Source organism: Pseudomonas alkylphenolica (assembly GCF_004025535.1).
GTDB lineage: Bacteria > Pseudomonadota > Gammaproteobacteria > Pseudomonadales > Pseudomonadaceae > Aquipseudomonas > Aquipseudomonas alkylphenolica_A.
The window spans coordinates 17,835-34,553 of sequence record NZ_QJRG01000039.1 but is presented as its reverse complement, the minus strand read 5'-3'; the positions used below and the strand labels follow the sequence as shown (position 1 = coordinate 34,553).

Annotated in this window: 17 protein-coding genes; 5 read left to right on the top strand and 12 right to left on the bottom strand. The window is 60.7% G+C overall.

From position 1 onward, the window contains the following. Positions 1–35: 35 nt before the first annotated feature. On the bottom strand, positions 36–2,315 hold the full coding sequence (gene ptsP / locus DM813_RS09905) for a phosphoenolpyruvate--protein phosphotransferase (RefSeq protein WP_128323220.1): 2,280 nt from the start codon (positions 2,313–2,315) through the stop codon (positions 36–38). 22 nt (positions 2,316–2,337) lie between these two features. After that, entirely contained in the window at positions 2,338–2,817 is a 480-nt protein-coding gene (locus tag DM813_RS09900; RefSeq protein ID WP_010222140.1) for an RNA pyrophosphohydrolase, read from the bottom strand. Between the two features lie 140 nt (positions 2,818–2,957). Here DM813_RS09900 and DM813_RS09895 point away from each other — a divergent pair, with 140 nt between their 5' ends. After that, a complete protein-coding gene (locus tag DM813_RS09895) occupies positions 2,958–3,614 on the top strand; it encodes an HAD family hydrolase (protein ID WP_128323219.1) in 657 nt (218 codons plus the stop codon). Positions 3,615–3,669: 55 nt separating this feature from the next. Here the strand turns inward: DM813_RS09895 and DM813_RS09890 are convergent, their stop codons facing one another. Together DM813_RS09890 and ilvA are read right to left on the bottom strand one after the other, a co-directional pair. Continuing rightward, positions 3,670–4,098, bottom strand: a complete 429-nt coding sequence (locus DM813_RS09890) for a DUF2269 family protein (protein WP_128323218.1) — start codon at positions 4,096–4,098, stop codon at positions 3,670–3,672. Between the two features lie 38 nt (positions 4,099–4,136). Next, the gene (gene ilvA, locus DM813_RS09885; RefSeq protein ID WP_128323217.1) at positions 4,137–5,651 is read right to left on the bottom strand and encodes a threonine ammonia-lyase, biosynthetic; all 1,515 of its coding nucleotides are present in this window, start codon (positions 5,649–5,651) and stop codon (positions 4,137–4,139) included. Positions 5,652–5,786: 135 nt separating this feature from the next. Here ilvA and rpiA point away from each other — a divergent pair, with 135 nt between their 5' ends. Then, complete coding sequence (rpiA, locus tag DM813_RS09880; RefSeq protein WP_128323216.1) at positions 5,787–6,458, top strand: ribose-5-phosphate isomerase RpiA; 672 nt, start codon at positions 5,787–5,789, stop codon at positions 6,456–6,458. A 29-nt stretch (positions 6,459–6,487) separates the two neighbouring features. On the opposite strand, the gene DM813_RS09875 is transcribed toward rpiA, so the two are convergent. From DM813_RS09875 to DM813_RS09860, 4 genes are all read right to left on the bottom strand, one after another. Next, positions 6,488–7,402, bottom strand: a complete 915-nt coding sequence (locus DM813_RS09875) for an SdiA-regulated domain-containing protein (RefSeq protein WP_128323215.1) — start codon at positions 7,400–7,402, stop codon at positions 6,488–6,490. A gap of 85 nt (positions 7,403–7,487) precedes the next feature. Then, positions 7,488–8,420 (bottom strand): SdiA-regulated domain-containing protein, encoded by a 933-nt coding sequence (locus DM813_RS09870; RefSeq protein WP_128323214.1) that lies wholly within the window; start codon positions 8,418–8,420, stop codon positions 7,488–7,490. Between the two features lie 165 nt (positions 8,421–8,585). Beyond that, positions 8,586–9,251 carry a fumarylacetoacetate hydrolase family protein gene (locus tag DM813_RS09865; RefSeq protein WP_128323213.1) on the bottom strand — a complete coding sequence of 222 codons (666 nt, stop codon included), beginning with the start codon at positions 9,249–9,251 and terminating at the stop codon, positions 8,586–8,588. A 41-nt stretch (positions 9,252–9,292) separates the two neighbouring features. Continuing rightward, positions 9,293–10,690, bottom strand: a complete 1,398-nt coding sequence (locus tag DM813_RS09860; RefSeq protein ID WP_164897229.1) for an FAD-binding oxidoreductase — start codon at positions 10,688–10,690, stop codon at positions 9,293–9,295. A 173-nt stretch (positions 10,691–10,863) separates the two neighbouring features. Here DM813_RS09860 and serA point away from each other — a divergent pair, with 173 nt between their 5' ends. Further along, positions 10,864–12,093 (top strand): phosphoglycerate dehydrogenase, encoded by a 1,230-nt coding sequence (gene serA, locus DM813_RS09855; protein WP_128323211.1) that lies wholly within the window; start codon positions 10,864–10,866, stop codon positions 12,091–12,093. Positions 12,094–12,152: 59 nt separating this feature from the next. On the opposite strand, the gene DM813_RS09850 is transcribed toward serA, so the two are convergent. Next, on the bottom strand, positions 12,153–12,626 hold the full coding sequence (locus DM813_RS09850) for a DUF4399 domain-containing protein (RefSeq protein ID WP_128323210.1): 474 nt from the start codon (positions 12,624–12,626) through the stop codon (positions 12,153–12,155). Positions 12,627–12,864: 238 nt separating this feature from the next. On the opposite strand from DM813_RS09850, the gene DM813_RS09845 reads away from it, so the two are divergent. Beyond that, positions 12,865–13,635, top strand: a complete 771-nt coding sequence (locus DM813_RS09845) for a transporter substrate-binding domain-containing protein (protein WP_128323209.1) — start codon at positions 12,865–12,867, stop codon at positions 13,633–13,635. A gap of 65 nt (positions 13,636–13,700) precedes the next feature. On the opposite strand, the gene DM813_RS09840 is transcribed toward DM813_RS09845, so the two are convergent. Both DM813_RS09840 and DM813_RS09835 read right to left on the bottom strand, forming a co-directional pair. Next, positions 13,701–14,183 carry a DUF523 domain-containing protein gene (locus tag DM813_RS09840; RefSeq protein ID WP_128323208.1) on the bottom strand — a complete coding sequence of 161 codons (483 nt, stop codon included), beginning with the start codon at positions 14,181–14,183 and terminating at the stop codon, positions 13,701–13,703. A 1-nt stretch (position 14,184) separates the two neighbouring features. Next, positions 14,185–14,817: a 2OG-Fe(II) oxygenase gene (locus DM813_RS09835; RefSeq protein WP_164897228.1), complete on the bottom strand. Its 633-nt coding sequence runs from the start codon at positions 14,815–14,817 to the stop codon at positions 14,185–14,187. A 113-nt stretch (positions 14,818–14,930) separates the two neighbouring features. Between DM813_RS09835 and DM813_RS09830 the strand changes: the two genes are divergently transcribed. Beyond that, positions 14,931–15,680 (top strand): DUF2059 domain-containing protein, encoded by a 750-nt coding sequence (locus DM813_RS09830; RefSeq protein WP_128323207.1) that lies wholly within the window; start codon positions 14,931–14,933, stop codon positions 15,678–15,680. Here the strand turns inward: DM813_RS09830 and DM813_RS09825 are convergent, their stop codons facing one another. After that, positions 15,681–16,622 (bottom strand): alpha/beta hydrolase, encoded by a 942-nt coding sequence (locus DM813_RS09825; protein WP_128323206.1) that lies wholly within the window; start codon positions 16,620–16,622, stop codon positions 15,681–15,683. It lies immediately after the preceding gene. Positions 16,623–16,719: the final 97 nt, after the last annotated feature.

The following is a 16,719-nucleotide window of genomic DNA, read 5'->3' as shown; positions in this document are numbered from 1 at the left end:
ACTCTTCGCGGGTTTACCCGCGAAGGCCGTAGGTGTCAGAGGCTTTTCGCTGAACCGGGGTTGATCATCCGCGACAGGCCCAGGTTTTTCAGGGCCAGCTGCAGCGAGCTGTGGATAACTTGCGGGTTGTCGATGCCCATGGCCTGGGCCAGAAGCTCCTTGGACTTGCTCAGGCTTACCTGGCGCAGCATCCACTTGACCTTCGGCAAGTTGGTGGCGTTCATCGACAGGCTGTCAAAGCCCATGGCCATCAACAAAACCGCCGCAGCCGGATCACCGGCCATCTCGCCACAGATGCTCACCGGCTTGCCTTCGGCATGGGCATCGCGCACCACGTTCTGCAGCGCTTGCAGCACCGCAGGGTGCAGGTAATCGTAGAGGTCGGCAACACGCGGGTTGTTGCGGTCTACCGCCAGCAGGTACTGGGTCAGGTCGTTGGAGCCGACCGAGAGGAAGTCCACCTGACGCGCCAACTCGCGGGTCTGGTATACCGCCGCCGGGATTTCGATCATTACCCCCACCGGTGGCATCGGCACGTCAGTGCCTTCGTCGCGCACTTCACCCCAGGCACGGTGGATCAGGTGCAGGGCTTCTTCCAGTTCGTGAATACCGGAAATCATTGGCAGCAGGATGCGCAGGTTGTTCAGGCCTTCACTGGCCTTGAGCATGGCACGGGTCTGCACCAGGAAGATTTCCGGGTGGTCGAGGGTCACGCGGATACCGCGCCAGCCAAGGAAGGGGTTGTCTTCCTTGATCGGGAAATAGGACAGTGCCTTGTCACCACCGATGTCCAGGCTACGCATGGTGACCGGCAACGGGTGGAAGGCTGCCAGTTGCTCGCGGTAAATCGCCAGCTGCTCTTTTTCGCTGGGGAAGCGCTGGTTGATCATGAAGGGCACTTCGGTGCGGTACAGCCCGACGCCTTCGGCGCCACGCTGCTGGGCACGTGCGACATCGGCAAGCAGGCCGGTGTTGACCCATAGCGGCATGCGGTGACCATCGAGGGTAATGCACGGCAACTCACGCAAGGCATCCAGGCCCTGGGCCAGCTGGCGTTCTTCCTCGACCACCTCGGCGTACTGCTTGCGCAGCACATCGCTGGGGTTGGTGTAGACATCGCCCTTGTAGCCATCGACGATCATGTCGATGCCGTCGACCTTCGAATACGGCAGGTCGACCAGGCCCATTACCGTGGGGATACCCATGGCCCGGGCCAGAATCGCCACGTGGGAGTTGCCCGAGCCCAACACCGACACCAGGCCCACCAGCTTGCCTTCCGGCACTTCGCCGAGCATTGCCGGGGTCAGTTCTTCACTGATCAGAATGGTGTTATCGGGATAGACCAGCGTCTGCTGCCGTGCTTCCTGCAGGTAGGCCAGCAGACGCCGGCCCAGATCCTTCACATCGGAAGCCCTCTCCCGCAGGTAGGCGTCGTCCATCAACTCGAAGCGGTTGACGTGCTCGCCCACCACCTGGCGCAAGGCACCCTGGGCCCACTGCCCGGTCTTGATCACCTGCACCACTTCGCCGCCCAGGGCCGCATCGTCGAGCATCATCAGGTAGACGTCGAACAAGGCGCGCTCTTCCGGGCGCAACTGCGTGGCAAGTTTGGCGGAGAGGTTGCGCATGTCTTCGCGCACACCTTCCAGGGCGTTGTTGAACAGGGTCAACTCAGCGTTGATGTCATCGACGCTCTTGTCCGGCACCACATCGAGGTCGGCCGGTGGCAGCATGACCACCGCTTTACCCACCGCAGCACCGGGAGAACCGGGCACACCGACGAACTTGGCCTCCTGGATACCCTTGCCCTGGCGGCCCAGGCCACGAATCGAGCCGGTGGCTTCTGCATGGGCAATAACGCCGGCGAGCTGGGCGCTCATGGTCACCAGGAAGGCTTCTTCACCCTCGTCGAACTGGCGCCGCTCCTTTTGCTGGATAACCAGAACCCCGACCACACGCCGGTGGTGGATGATCGGTGCACCGAGAAACGAAGCAAAACGCTCTTCACCGGTTTCTGCGAAGTAGCGATAGCGCGGGTGATCGGCGGCATTTTCCAGGTTGAGCGGCTCTTCCCGCGTACCGACCAGGCCGACCAGACCTTCGTTGGGCGCCATGCTGACCTTGCCGATCGAGCGCTTGTTCAGACCCTCGGTAGCCATCAGCACGAAGCGGTTGGTCTCGGGGTCAAGCAGGTAGACCGAACAGACCTGACTGCCCATGGCCTCTTTAACGCGCAACACAATGATCCCCAACGCCGTCTTGAGATCCTTGGCGGAGTTAACTTCCTGGACGATCTTGCGCAGCGTATTGAGCATGGCTCGGGGTCGAACTCCGTCGTCAGTCGCGCGCCAGCAGGCGCGGGGCAAGCTCTTTGAGAGCGCGGCGGTAAACCTCGCGCTTGAATGTCACCACCTGGCCCAGCGGGTACCAATAACTGACCCAGCGCCAGCCATCGAACTCCGGCTTACCGGTCAAATCCATCCGCACCCGCTGCTCGTTCGAGACCAGGCGCAGGAGAAACCATTTCTGCTTCTGGCCGATGCACAGCGGTTGGCTGTGAGTACGGACCAGACGTTGGGGTAAACGATAACGCAACCAGCCGCGGGTGCAGGCAAGAATTTCAACATCATCGCGTTCCAGCCCCACTTCTTCGTTCAGCTCGCGGTACAGGGCATCTTCTGGCGTTTCTTCAGGGTTGATACCACCCTGGGGAAACTGCCAGGCATCCTGGTTGATCCGCCGAGCCCATAGCACCTGCCCGAGATCATTCGTAAGAATGATCCCAACATTGGGGCGAAAACCATCGGGGTCGATCACGGCAGCAACCTCGCAAACGCATGTCACGGCATTGTTCCACAAAGCCCACAAGGCCAGCAACGCGCCTGTTTACCTTATGTGCACCGATGTGAAAAGTCCGTATTCTGTGGGACTTTTCAGAAGTTATGCGAGTGACTGCGATGCGCCTGGCTTTATTCGATCTCGACAATACGCTCCTGGGTGGCGACAGCGATCACGCGTGGGGCGACTACCTGTGTGAACGCGGTATTCTCGACCCGGTAGCGTACAAGAATCGTAACGACGCCTTCTATCAGGACTACCAGGCCGGCACGCTGGATCTGAATGCCTACCTGGAATTTACCCTGGAAATCCTGGCTGCCACCGACATGGCCCAGCTCGACGAATGGCATGCGGACTTCATGCGCGACTGCATCGAACCGATCATCCTGCCCAAGGCCCTGGCCCTGCTGAAAAAGCACCGCGAAGCGGGTGACAAGCTGGTCATCATCACCGCCACCAACCGTTTCATCACCGGCCCGATTGCCAAACGTCTGGACGTAGAGACTCTGCTGGCCACCGAGTGCGAAAGGGTTGATGACCGCTACACCGGACGCAGTACCGATATACCGTGCTTCCGTGAAGGCAAGGTGACGCGCCTGAACCGCTGGCTGGAAGAAAACGGCTTTAACCTCGAAGGCAGCTACTTCTATAGCGACTCGATGAATGATTTGCCGTTGCTCAAGCAGGTGGCCAACCCGGTGGCTGTGGACCCGGACCCGAACCTGCGGGCCGAGGCCGAGCAGCGTGGCTGGCCGGTGATCAGTTTGCGCGACTGATCAGGACTGCTGTGCAGCCCATCGCCGGCTTTGCCGGCGATAAGGCGCGCCGCCGTCAGATTGGCTTGGCCCCCATCAGGCCGGCGATGGCGATAAAGCACACGCCACTGAACACCGCCAGCACCAGGGTAAACGTCGCGCCGCCAACCGTCGGCGCCGAACGCCAGCGATTCACCCGCGCCAACAGCCAGAACCAACTGAACGCCCCGAATGTGTAGATCACGCTGGAGGCCAGCAGCCAGGTCTGGCCCAGCGGCCAGCCGATCAGGTGCACCAGCCACCAGCCGGTGAACGGCATGCTCACCAGGCAAATGCCCATCAACAACCAGACGAACACCAGCGGCCGCTGCAGCAAGCGGGTGTGCGCCGTGGCATCGCCCTTGCGACGCGCCAGCCAGGTCCAGATCGCCAGGCCAAGGGCGCTGCCCAGCAACAACACGGTTGCCGAAATATGCAGCGCCTTGAGGGTAGTCAGGTGTTCCATGTCATTGCTTCCTTGTGGACTGCCCTGAGCTTAGTCGCTCAGCCCAGAAACAGCCGATAGGCCGGATTGTCGGTTTCGTCCCAGTACGGGTAGCCGATCTTGGCCAGCGCGGCCGGTACCAGGTGGCGCTCATCATCCGGAACTTGCAGGCCGGCGACCACGCGACCATCTGCCGCGCCATGGTTGCGGTAGTGGAACATCGAGATGTTCCAGCGCCCACCCAGCTTGTTGAGGAAGTTGAACAGCGCCCCCGGGCGCTCCGGGAACTCGAAACGCAGTACCAGCTCGTCGCTGACCCGCGCCGCATGCCCGCCGACCATGTGGCGGATATGCAGTTTGGCCAGCTCGTTGTCGGTCAGGTCAAGTACCGGGAAGCCTTGGTCGGTCAGGCTTTGCAGCAGGGCACTGCGCGGATCGGTGTCAGGATGAGTCTGTACGCCAACAAAAATGTGCGCCTCACCATCGGCGTGATAGCGGTAGTTGAACTCGGTGATCTGGCGCTTGCCGATCGCTTCACAGAACGCCTTGAAGCTACCTGGCTGCTCGGGAATGGTCACCGCAATGATTGCTTCACGCCCTTCACCCAGTTCGGCGCGCTCGGCAACATGGCGCAAGCGGTCGAAATTGACGTTGGCCCCCGAGTCGATGGCCACCAGGGTTTGCCCGCTGACACCCTTGAGCTCGACATATTTCTTGATACCTGCCACACCCAAAGCGCCGGCAGGCTCGGTGATCGAGCGGGTATCGTCGTAGATATCCTTGATTGCAGCGCAGATCTCGTCGGTGCTGACGGTCACTACTTCGTCGACATACTCTTTGCAGATGTCAAAGGTGTGCTGGCCGATCTGTGCCACCGCCACGCCGTCGGCAAACAGCCCGACCTGCGGCAATACCACCCGCTCACCCGCTGCCATCGCGGCTTGCAGGCAATTTGAGTCGTCCGGTTCAACGCCAATGACCTTGATCTCAGGGCGCAGGTACTTCACGTAGGCAGCGATGCCGGCGATCAGGCCGCCGCCGCCCACCGGTACGAAGATCGCGTCCAGCTGGCCCGGGTGCTGACGGAGGATTTCCATGGCCACCGTGCCCTGCCCGGCAATGGTGTGCGGGTCATCGTAGGGATGGATATAGACGAAGCCCTTTTCCTCAACCAGCTTCAGCGAATAAGCCAGCGCCTCCGGGAACGAATCGCCGTGCAGCACGACCTTGCCACCGCGCGAGCGCACGCCTTCAACTTTGATTTCCGGGGTGGTCTTGGGCATGACGATCGTCGCCTTGATCCCCAGCTCCCGCGCCGCCAGCGCCACACCCTGGGCATGGTTGCCGGCCGAGGCGGTGACCACGCCACGGGCCAGCTCTTCAGGCGTCAACTGGGCCAGCTTGTTGTAGGCGCCGCGGATCTTGAAGGAGAACACCGGCTGCAGGTCTTCGCGCTTGAGAAGGATGTTGTTGCCCAGGCGCTTGCTCAGCTGGCCAGCGGTCTGCAACGGGGTTTCGACCGCAACGTCGTAAACGCGCGAGGTGAGGATCTTCTTGACGTACTGTTCGAGCATCGGGAAAGCATCACTGGGCGGTTGGGCGGGGCTGGAAGTCTACCCCAGCGCCTTGTCGGGCGACCACAGCAAGTGCCGGGTTTTAGCCGCTATACTACGCGCCTTCACGATACTCCTCCCCGTTTCGGAGCCCGCATGACCCAGGACCAACTCAAACAGGCTGTCGCCCAGGCCGCTGTCGATTTCATTCTGCCCAAGCTCGACGACAAGAGCATTGTCGGCGTCGGCACCGGTTCGACCGCCAACTGCTTCATCGACGCCCTGGCCAAGCACAAGACCGCCTTCGACGGCGCAGTTGCCAGCTCCGAAGCCACCGCCGCACGCCTGAAAGGCCATGGCATTCCGGTGTACGAGCTGAACACCGTCAGCGACCTGGAGTTCTATGTCGACGGCGCCGACGAGAGCGACGAGCACCTGAACCTGATCAAGGGCGGTGGCGCAGCCCTGACCCGCGAGAAGATCGTTGCTGCCGTGGCCAAGACCTTCATCTGCATCGCCGACGCCAGCAAGCTGGTACCGGTACTCGGCGCGTTCCCGCTGCCGGTCGAGGTCATTCCGATGGCCCGCAGCCATGTGGCGCGCCAGCTGGTCAAGCTGGGCGGCGACCCGGTCTATCGTGAAGGGGTGATCACCGACAACGGCAACATCATCCTCGATGTGTTCAATATGCAGATTACCAACCCAGTGGAACTGGAAAGCCAGATCAACGCGATTGTCGGCGTAGTGACCAACGGTCTGTTCGCCGCGCGCCCAGCGGACCTGCTGTTGCTGGGCACCCCTGAAGGGGTCAAGACCCTCAAGGCCTGAGGGTTGGGGCGTTCCCGCCGCCCCCACATTTACTGCTCGGTCGGTTTCTTGAACACGTAGAACAGGTTCGGCTCGCTGACCAGGTAAATGGTCCCGGCATCGTCCATGGCGATGCCTTCGGCCTGGGGCACGCTCTGCTCCAGGCCCTGGAAGCCCTTGCGCAGCGACATCGTGCTCAAGGGTTTACCTTTGGTATCGAGCTCGACCACCAGCTTCGACTCATCCGACAGGGCCAGCAAGTGCCCGCTACGCTCATCAAACTGCAAGCTCGACAAGTCACGCACGAACAGCCGTGAATCTCGCTTCTGATCCTGCACGACATGCACCGCAAAGGGCTGCTCCGGGTTGTCATGGGGAAAACCATGCACCTCGTAGATCAGCATCGGGTCACGTTCCTTGGCGACAAACAGGCGCTTGCCCACAGCATCGTAGGCCAGCCCCTCAAAGCCCTTGTTGCCGTTCAGGCCAATACCGAGGGTAAGCTGCTCGGCATCCTTGGCATCCAGGAATCGCGTACTGTCGTTCAAGCGCACGCGAATCAGGCGCTGCTCGCGCTCGTCGGTAATCACGTAGCTGCCGGTGCTGACGTACTCCACCGCCTCCGGATCACCAAACCCGGTGAGCGGCACCCGCCGCAGGATGCGCCCGTCCAGCGACAGCTCGATCAGCTCGGAACGCTGGTTGGTCACGGTGAACAGGCTGTTGCGGTCGGGGTCGTAGGTCAGCGCCGAAACGTCGTCGTCCAGACCTTCGACAGGTATGCCCTGGAGCACCGCACGGTACTGGTCCAGGCCAATGCCCTGCTCGGTAGGCTGCCACCAGGCTTTCAGGTTGAACCAGCCGCGCTCGAACAAACGGTAATGCTGCCCCGCTGCTGCAAGCAGAAGCAGGGCCAGCAAGCCGACGGCAAGTACAATCAGGGGCAGGCGGATGGAGCGGCGCATTCAGGTGGACTCGGTAGGGGACGGCCTGAATCAAACCACATGCAACTGAAACCAAACTTAATCCCGACGTAGGAAAGCTCCTGAGTCAGGGCTTCTTGAAACGATAGAACAGGTTAGGCTCACTGACGATGTACAGGGTACCGTGCTCATCCATGGCCACGCCTTCGGCACGCGGAATGCGCTTGCTCAGGCCGTTGAAGCCACCGAGCAGGGTCATGAAGCTCACCTGTTCGCCCTTCTCGTCCAGCTCCAGCAACATATTGGAGTCAGCAGACAGTACCAGCAGATGGCCGGTGCGCGGGTCAACACCCAACGCCGACAGGTTGCGCAAGTCCAGTTCGTCGCTCAGCAGTGGCTGCTTGTCGCCAGTCAACGGGCTGTGGCCATCACTGCTCAACGAGAACAGCGCAGGCGGACGTTCTTCACCAAGCAGGATGCGTTTTTGCAGCGGGTCCCAGGCAACCCCTTCGAAGGCTTTGTTCTGGTTCGCCGAAGGCCCCAAGTCATAAGGCGTGAAGTCGGCGATATTCAGTGACTGGGTGTCTGCCGTCAGGGTAACGACAGTCAGGGTATGGTCACGCTCGTCGACAATCGCCAGACGCCCGCCTTCGAGCATCGCCACGCCTTCAGGGTTGCTCCAGCCGACCAACGGCATCTTGCGCAGCACGTCGCCTTCGAGGGTCAGTTCGACCAGGAAGGGGTTCTTGCCCATGACCGCAAACAGGGTTTTGCTGACCGGGTTATAGGTCAGGTCGGACGCTTCATCGTCCTCCATGCCGGGCAACACCTTGGCATCGATATCAACCTGATAGTCCGGCAGCCAGATGCTGGCTTGCTGTTCGGCCGGGCTTTCGAAGCGCTCCTGCAACCACAGCACCCCGCGATCATCCCAATGCATGGCAATGGCCACGCCATAACCGATGATTGCCGCTGCAGCCACCCAGGTTGACCAACGCAACGCGAGATGGCGCTTGCGCGCAGAGGACAAGGAACCGCGGGAAGGAAGGGGAGTGGCCATGAAATGAGTGCTCTTTTTTGCCAGTTAATAACACAACGCCAGCACTCTTTGCAGCACCAGGCCGGCAAACATTATCCGGATTGTTTGTGAAAAAAATGGCAAAGCCCGACCACCGGGCTCAACAATAGCGATGGCAGCCAGGGGGCCTGGCTGCCACAGGAGGCGTTACAGCACTTTGCTTTCGAAACGGCTTACGCCAGGCAATTCCAGCACCAGGTCATCGCCCGGGTTGAGCGGACCCACCCCGACCGGAGTACCGGTGAGAATCACGTCGCCGGCTTGCAGGCTGAACTGCGACGCCATGTGCTGGATCATCGGCACGATTGGGTTGAGCATCAGCGCGCTGTTACCGTCCTGGCGCACTTCGCCGTTGATGGTCAGGCGGATACCGATATCGGCGAGGTCTTCGAAGGTGCTGCCGGCAACGAACGGCGCCAGCACGCAAGCGCCATCGAAGCACTTGGCGCGCTCCCACGGCAGGCCCTTGGCCTTGAGTTCGGCCTGCAGGTCACGCAGGGTCAGGTCCAGCGCCGGCGCGAAACCGGAAATGGCGTCGAGCACTTCTTCTTCGCTAGGCGCCAGCGACAGCGACTTGCCCAGTAATACGGCAATTTCCGCCTCGTAATGCACCGAGCCACGCTCGGTCGGGATCTTGAAGCCACCATCAACCGGCACCACGCAGCTGCCCGGCTTGATAAACAGCAACGGTTCGGTGGGGATCGGGTTATCCAGCTCCTTGGCGTGCTCGGCATAATTACGCCCGATGCACACCACTTTCCCTAGCGGAAAGTGAATACGCGTGCCGTCTACATACTGGTGCTGATAGCTCATTACCGACTCCTGGCGCTATGGAAAGCGTTGATGCCTTTGACTTACTCGACCGCGAAGATTTTGCCCGGGTTCATAATCCCGTTAGGGTCGAACACCGCCTTTACGGCCTTCATGTACTGAATCTCTGCGGGTGAGCGGCTGTACGTGAGGTAATCGCGCTTGGTCATGCCCACGCCGTGTTCGGCAGAAATCGAGCCGTTGTAACGTTGAACGATCTCGAACACCCATTTGTTCACCGTAGCGCACTTGGCAAAGAACTCGTCCTTGCTCAGGTCATCGGGTTTGAGGATGTTCAGGTGCAGGTTGCCATCGCCGATGTGGCCGTACCAGACCACTTCAAAGTCCGGGTAGTTTTTTTCGACAATCGCATCAATATCCCGCAAAAACGCCGGCACTTTCGACACAGTTACCGAAATGTCGTTCTTGTACGGCGTCCAGTGCGAGATGGTTTCGGAGATGTATTCGCGCAGCTTCCAAAGGTTCTGCAACTGCTGCTCGCTCTGGCTCATCACGCCATCTAGTACCCAGCCTTGCTCCACACAATGTTCGAAGGTGGCCAGCGCATCGTTGGCGACTTCTTCGTTGCTGGCTTCGAACTCCAGCAGGGCATAGAACGGACACGGGGTATCAAAGGGGGCCGGTACATCGCCGCGCCCCATGATCTTGGCCAGGGCCTTGTCCGAGAAAAACTCGAACGCAGTCAGGTCGAGCTTGTCACGGAAAGCGTGCAATACCGGCATGATCGAGTCGAAATCCGGCGTTCCCAGCACCATCGCCGTGAGGTTGTTCGGTGCCCGATCCAGGCGCATGGTGGCCTCGACGACAAAGCCCAGGGTGCCTTCGGCACCAATAAACAGCTGGCGCAGGTCGTAACCGGTAGCGTTCTTGATCAAGTCTTTGTTCAACTCAAGGAGGTCGCCAGCGCCGGTGACCACCTTCAGGCCAGCAACCCAGTTACGGGTCATACCGTAGCGAATCACCTTGATACCGCCGGCATTGGTGCCGATATTACCGCCAATCTGGCTGGAACCTGCAGAAGCGAAGTCCACTGGATAGTACAGGCCCTTGTCTTCGGCGAAGCTCTGCAACTGCTCGGTGATCACGCCCGGCTGGCAGACCACTGTGCGGTCGAATTCGTCGAATGCCAGGATCTGGTTCATGTAGTCGAACGAAACGACCACCTCGCCATTGGCCGCCACAGCCGCCGCCGACAGGCCGGTACGCCCGCCCGAAGGCACCAGCGCCACAGCGTGCCGGTTGGCCCAGCGGACAATGGCCTGAACCTGTTCGGTGCTCTTGGGAAACACGATCGCCAGGGGCGCTGGAGCAAAGTGCTTGGTCCAGTCCTTGCCGTACGTCTCGAGGGAAGCCGCGTCGGTGAGTACCTTGCCAGGCTCAACCAGGGTCTTCAGCTCATCAAGCAATGCAGAATCGGTCATCAATAGAACTCTCGAACTATTCATAGTCACCCTGAGCACTCTTCACGTGCCAGGGATGGGCGCATCTGGGGGTGCATATGCTAGCATACGCCCCCCGCTGATCGTGCTTCAGGCCGATGCTGCGAGAGCTTCACTTCCCTGCCATTTTTTCTCCGGGACACAGGTTTACGCAGATGAGCAAGACTTCTCTCGATAAGAGCAAGATCAAGTTCCTTCTTCTCGAAGGCGTCCACCAATCCGCCGTGGACGTCCTCAAGGCCGCCGGGTACAGCAACATTGAGTACCTCACCGGCTCCCTGCCGGACGCCGAGCTGAAGGAAAAGATCGCTGATGCCCACTTCATCGGCATCCGCTCCCGTACTCAACTGACCGAAGAGGTTTTCGACTGCGCCAAGAAACTGGTAGCTGTCGGCTGTTTCTGCATCGGTACCAACCAGGTCGACCTGTCCGCTGCTCGCGAGCGCGGCATCGCGGTGTTCAACGCACCGTACTCCAACACCCGCTCCGTTGCTGAGCTGGTGCTGGCCGAGGCGATCCTGCTGCTGCGCGGCATCCCGGAGAAGAACGCGTCCTGCCACCGTGGTGGCTGGATCAAGAGCGCGGCGAACTCCTTCGAAATCCGTGGCAAAAAGCTGGGTATCGTCGGTTACGGTTCGATCGGAACGCAACTGTCGGTCCTGGCCGAAAGCCTGGGCATGCAGGTGTACTTCTTCGACCCGCTGACCAAGCTGCCACTGGGCAACGCTACCCAGGTCACCAGCCTGCACGAACTGCTGGGCCTGGCCGATATCGTTTCGCTGCACGTGCCTGAGCTGCCATCCACCCAGTGGATGATCGGCGAGAAAGAAATCCGTGCAATGAAAAAGGGCTCGATCCTGATCAACGCCGCCCGCGGTACCGTGGTCGAGCTCGATCACCTGGCCGCAGCGATCAAGGACAAGCACCTGATCGGCGCAGCCATCGACGTGTTCCCGGTCGAGCCACGCTCGAACGACGAGCAGTTCGAAAGCCCGCTGCGTGGCCTGGACAACGTGATCCTGACCCCGCACATCGGTGGTTCCACCGCCGAAGCACAGGCCAACATCGGTCTGGAAGTGGCTGAAAAGCTGGTCAAGTACAGCGACAACGGTACCTCCGTATCGTCGGTCAACTTCCCGGAAGTAGCCCTGCCGGCTCACCCGGGCAAGCACCGCCTGCTGCACATCCACGAAAACATTCCGGGCGTACTCAGCGAGATCAACAAAGTCTTCGCCGAAAACGGAATCAACATCTCCGGTCAGTTCCTGCAGACCAACGAGAAAGTCGGTTACGTGGTGATCGACGTTGATGCCGAGTACTCGGATCTGGCGCAAGAAAAACTGCAACAGGTCAAGGGCACTATCCGTTCCCGCGTACTGTTCTAAGTTCTTCTGGCGACAAAAAAGGGAGGCCCATGTGGCCTCCCTTTTTTATGCCGCAACGCTTACTGCACGTTGACGGTGATTTTCTTCGATTCAACACTTGGCTTGAACGGCACGTGGAACTTGTCACCTAGCACCAGTTGCAGGGTGTGCTTACCCGGGGTCAGAGTCAGTTCAACTTCGGTTTGCGCCTTGCCGAAGTGCAGTACTTGCGGGCCGGCAGGCAATGGCGCCTTGTTTTCCGGCAGCGCGCTGGTCGGCAGCACCTGATCGGCTGCCGGCTCCTGGTCGACATCCACCAGCAGGTGATGATGGCCCGAGTGCTCGGTTGGATCACCCGCAGGCTTGAGCGCAATGCCCTCGATGCCGAACTTGACGGTAAAGGTCTTGTCGACCGTAGCGCCGTCGGCCGGGGAAACGATGAAGACCTTGGCGTCCTTCGGCGGCTCCTGGCTCTTCACGCCTTCGGCGGCGGCAAATACCGAAACCCCCATCAACAGGCCGGCAACGGCTGCACGCGATACTAGGCTGTTCATTCACTTCTCCTGTGTTCTTTTCTTCAGTCGCTTTCAATAGCCTTGCCAGTGAAACGAAAGGCAATGGTCTGTAACCATAGATCAATTGGGGCAGAACTTATCTTAAATTTCACACAGAAAATATTTCTCCCTGCGTCTAACATCCAGGCATTGGGGCGGTCCTAAGTTGCGCTCGACCGTGGCATCATCAGAAAGCTGCGGCGATCTTTTTCACTGCCAATGAATTCAAGGGACTTACATGCGTTTGACCATAGGGGTACTACTTGCCGCCCTGCTTAGCCCATGGGCACATGCAGAATTGATTGACGACATGAACGACCGCGGTGAGCTGCGCATTGCCGTCGAAGCCAACATGCCGCCGTTCAACTTCAAGGACAACGACAGCCTTACCGGGTTCGAGATCGAACTGGGGCAAATGCTGGCCAACGAGCTGGATGTGCGCGCCGAGTTCGTCGTCACCACCCGCGATGATCTGCTGCCTGGCGTTGAAAGCGGCAAGTACGACATTGCCCTGAACCAGGTAGCCGCCACGCCCGAACTCAAGGAACGCCTGGACTTCAGCGAACCCTACAGCTACTCCAGTGCCCAGTTGATCGTACGCAAGGAAGAGAAGCGCTCGCTGACCAACCTCGATGCGCTCAAGGGTCATAGCCTCGGGGTGGTTCAGGGTAGCCAGTTCGCCGAACAGGCGCGTGGGGTCGAAGGCGTAGATCTGCGCAGCTATCCAGACGCCACCCAGCCGATCAAGGATGTGGCCAGCGACCAGATCGATGCCGCCATCAGCGACCGCCTGCTGGTGCCATATGCCATTCGCGATAGCCAGCAAGCGGTAACAGAAGGGGCTACCGTCGGACCGATCCTGAGCCTGGCGATTCCGTTTCAGAAGGGCAACCCGGCGTTCCACAGTGCGGTGGACAAAGCGCTGCAGCGCATCAAGGCTGATGGCCGGCTCGAAACCCTGTCGCAAAAATGGTTCGGGATGGATGCGAGCGAGCCGCCGAAGAAGTGATTGCGTTGCTGGGGCTGCTTTGCAGCCCATCGCAGACTGTCACCAGTTCCCACACGGCCTTCGAATCAGAGCTGCTTTAAAGCCAGCTCCGCCGCTTCAAGCTCCAGCTCACTGAAGACCTGCACCCCTTCGCGGCGCAACAACGCTGCCGTCACGCCCTCACCGCCGACCTTCGTACCACTGAAGGTGCCGTCATACACAAGCCGGTTGCCGCACGACGGGCTTCCCGACTTGAGTACCGCAATCCGGATGCCATGGCGCCGCACCAGCTCCAGTGCCAACTGCGCACCGGCAATAAACTGCGCACTGACATCCTCGCCCGTGACGGTCAGTACCTGCACCTCACCCTCGAGCACCGCTGCGCCCTGCCCGCCCGGGATTTCCGCCGGCGGCCGCGGGGTTGGCAAACCACCCGCCACTTCAGGGCACAACGGCACGGTCCGCCCCTCGGTCTGCCACTGCTGGAGCAAGTCCGGGTAACCACTGGCGCGACCGTCATAGCGCACCGGCTGACCGAGCAGGCAGGCACTGACCAGCACCTTGTGCATCTCAGAACGGCTCGTTGCCACGACGCCGGAACCAGCCGGTGAGTGACAGGCGATCGCGCTGGGCTGGCAATACCTCATGGGGGACGTCACCGGAAAGAAACACCACCAGGCAGCCGCCGATCGGTTGCACGTCATGCTCGACATCGCCCTTGAGGGTCATGCGCAACTGGCCGCCGTGTTCGGCCTGCCACCCCTCGTTGAGGTAGATAACCGCCGAAACCATGCGCCGGTCGTCATCACGAAAGCGGTCGACGTGCTTACGATAGAAGGCACCCGGCGGATACAGGGCGAAGTGGCACTCGAAGTCCTCAAGGCCAAGGAACAAGCCGCGATTAAGCGCCAGGCGCAGGCTGTCCATCAACGCCAGGTAGTGATCGCAAGCCTCGGCCTGGCCGGACTCCAGCCACTGGATACGGTCGCCACGAATGCCCTCGCGGACCTCCTGGGCGACGCCCCGCCCCACGCCTGCCGGCTCCAGTTCACCTTCGGCGGCGCGTTTGCGGCACTCGGCCGCCAGCGCCAGGGTCAAAGGCTCTGGAAGAAAGGTATCTTGCTGCGACCAGCCACGGGTGGCCAGGTCGTCGACGATGCGCGACAGCTGGGGGTCATCAGGGGATATGTGCATGTCGCGCATAGTATCGATCTGCTGCGAAATCCGACAGCGCCACTTGGCCGAGAGTATGCAATGGCTTCTCGACAAAGCCCGGCAAGGCCAAGACAATAGCGCCCTGCCGACAGGAGTCCTGAATGCGCCGTTTGTTTTTTTTGCTGATGATGATCTGCACCACGCCTGTCTGGGCAGACAGCCTCGACCAACTTTACAAGGTCGCCGGCTGGCCCGAGCAGCGCGCTCACTTTACCGATGCCCTCGATGCCGCCCAGCAGCGCTATCGCAACAGTCTGCCGCCCGCTGTTTATCAAGCTCTGGTCAACAACAGCAACCAGCGTTTCCAGGCCCAGGCTGTGGATAAGCGTGCCCAGGCACAGCTGCGCGCCAACCTGAACAATCCCGCGCCCGCATTGGCGTTCTTCCAGTCGCCGCTGGGTCGCAAGATCGTCGCCGCCGAACTGCTCGCCACCCGTCGCGACCAACTGGCCAAGAACGCCAAAGGCCTGCCCAAGGTCCAGGCCAGCGATGACCGCCTGCTGATCATCGGCCACCTGGCGCAGTCACTGCCAGCCCGCGAAGCCGGTGCCGAGGTCAGCCTGGCGATTGCCGGCGTGGCCGCCGACAGCCTCAGCCAGATGATCCCGGGCCTGCTCGGTGGCGGTCAGGCGCAGAGCCTGCTGGATGGTCAGCGCCAGCGCCTGATGGAGCAGATCGGCAGCGAACTGAACAACACCCTGCTCTATGTGTACCGCGACCTGTCGGATGCCGAGCTGGAAGAGTTCGCGACCTTTGCCGAGTCCGCCGAGGGCCAGACTTACTACAAGGCTGCCCTGGCCGCCGTGCGCGCCGGCCTCGCCGTCGGTCAGAACACCTCGGACCTGAAATAATCAGCCCAGACGCTGGTCGATAAAGGCGAAATAACGCTGACGGATCGTCGGCAGCTCATTGGCCAGATGGTGACGCGCCTCGGGAATCAGCAGGATCTCCGGGGCCGCGAATTTCTCCTGCAACACCTTGAGATTGTGCGGCCAGTCGACCGTCATGTCTGACTCACCCTGAACGATCAGTGGTTGGCGAGCGCTGGCCGGCGCCGCCTCGATGCGTTTGACCCACGCCACCAAGGCGCCCACCCAGGCGGTGGGTAACTGCCTGGGCTGCAACGGGTCAGCCTGCAAAAACGGCAGGAACGTCGGGTCGTTGGTGTTCTCGCTGAATCGCCGCTCTATGCCTTTGACGAAGGGGCGCAGCAGGCAGTAACTGAGTTTCGACCACCGCCATGAACGCGGCCGCACCAACGGCGCCAGCAGGATCACCTGGCCCTGAGCCGGGCTTTGTGCGCCGCTGTGCAACAGGTGATCGATGACAATCGCCCCGCCCGTGCTTTGTCCGAACAAATGCCACGGCTGCGGCAGCCCAAGGGCCTGGCCCTGTTCAAACAGCGCCTGAAGTACCTGTTGGTAGGTGGCGAAATCATCAATGCTGGCCCGCTCGCCACTGGACAGCCCGTGGCCCGGCAAGTCGCAGGCAATCACTGCGTACTGCTGATCCAGCGCCCAGTCGATCACATGTCGGTACAGCCCCATGTGATCATAGAAGCCATGTAACAGCACCAGGGTTGCGACCGGCGCCGGTGGCAACCAGACCTGCCCGACCACCTCGTACCCGGCCACGTCGAAACGCCCTAGCCAGCGCTGTGGCTCGACCTTGCGCGCAGGCAGGTCGAGCCCGTAGTAACGCTGATAGGCCTGCGCCTGGGACGACAACGGCTGTCGCGCAACCAGGGGGGCCAGGCTGGCGCGCAACGCGTCGGGTTGAAAGGTTGCCGTCATAGAGCCATTCCAAATACAAAAGCGGGATATTGATCTGTGATATTCAGCTGTCGTCGCCAGCATGGCAAGCTAGGCGACATTTTCCGGATATTGCCCC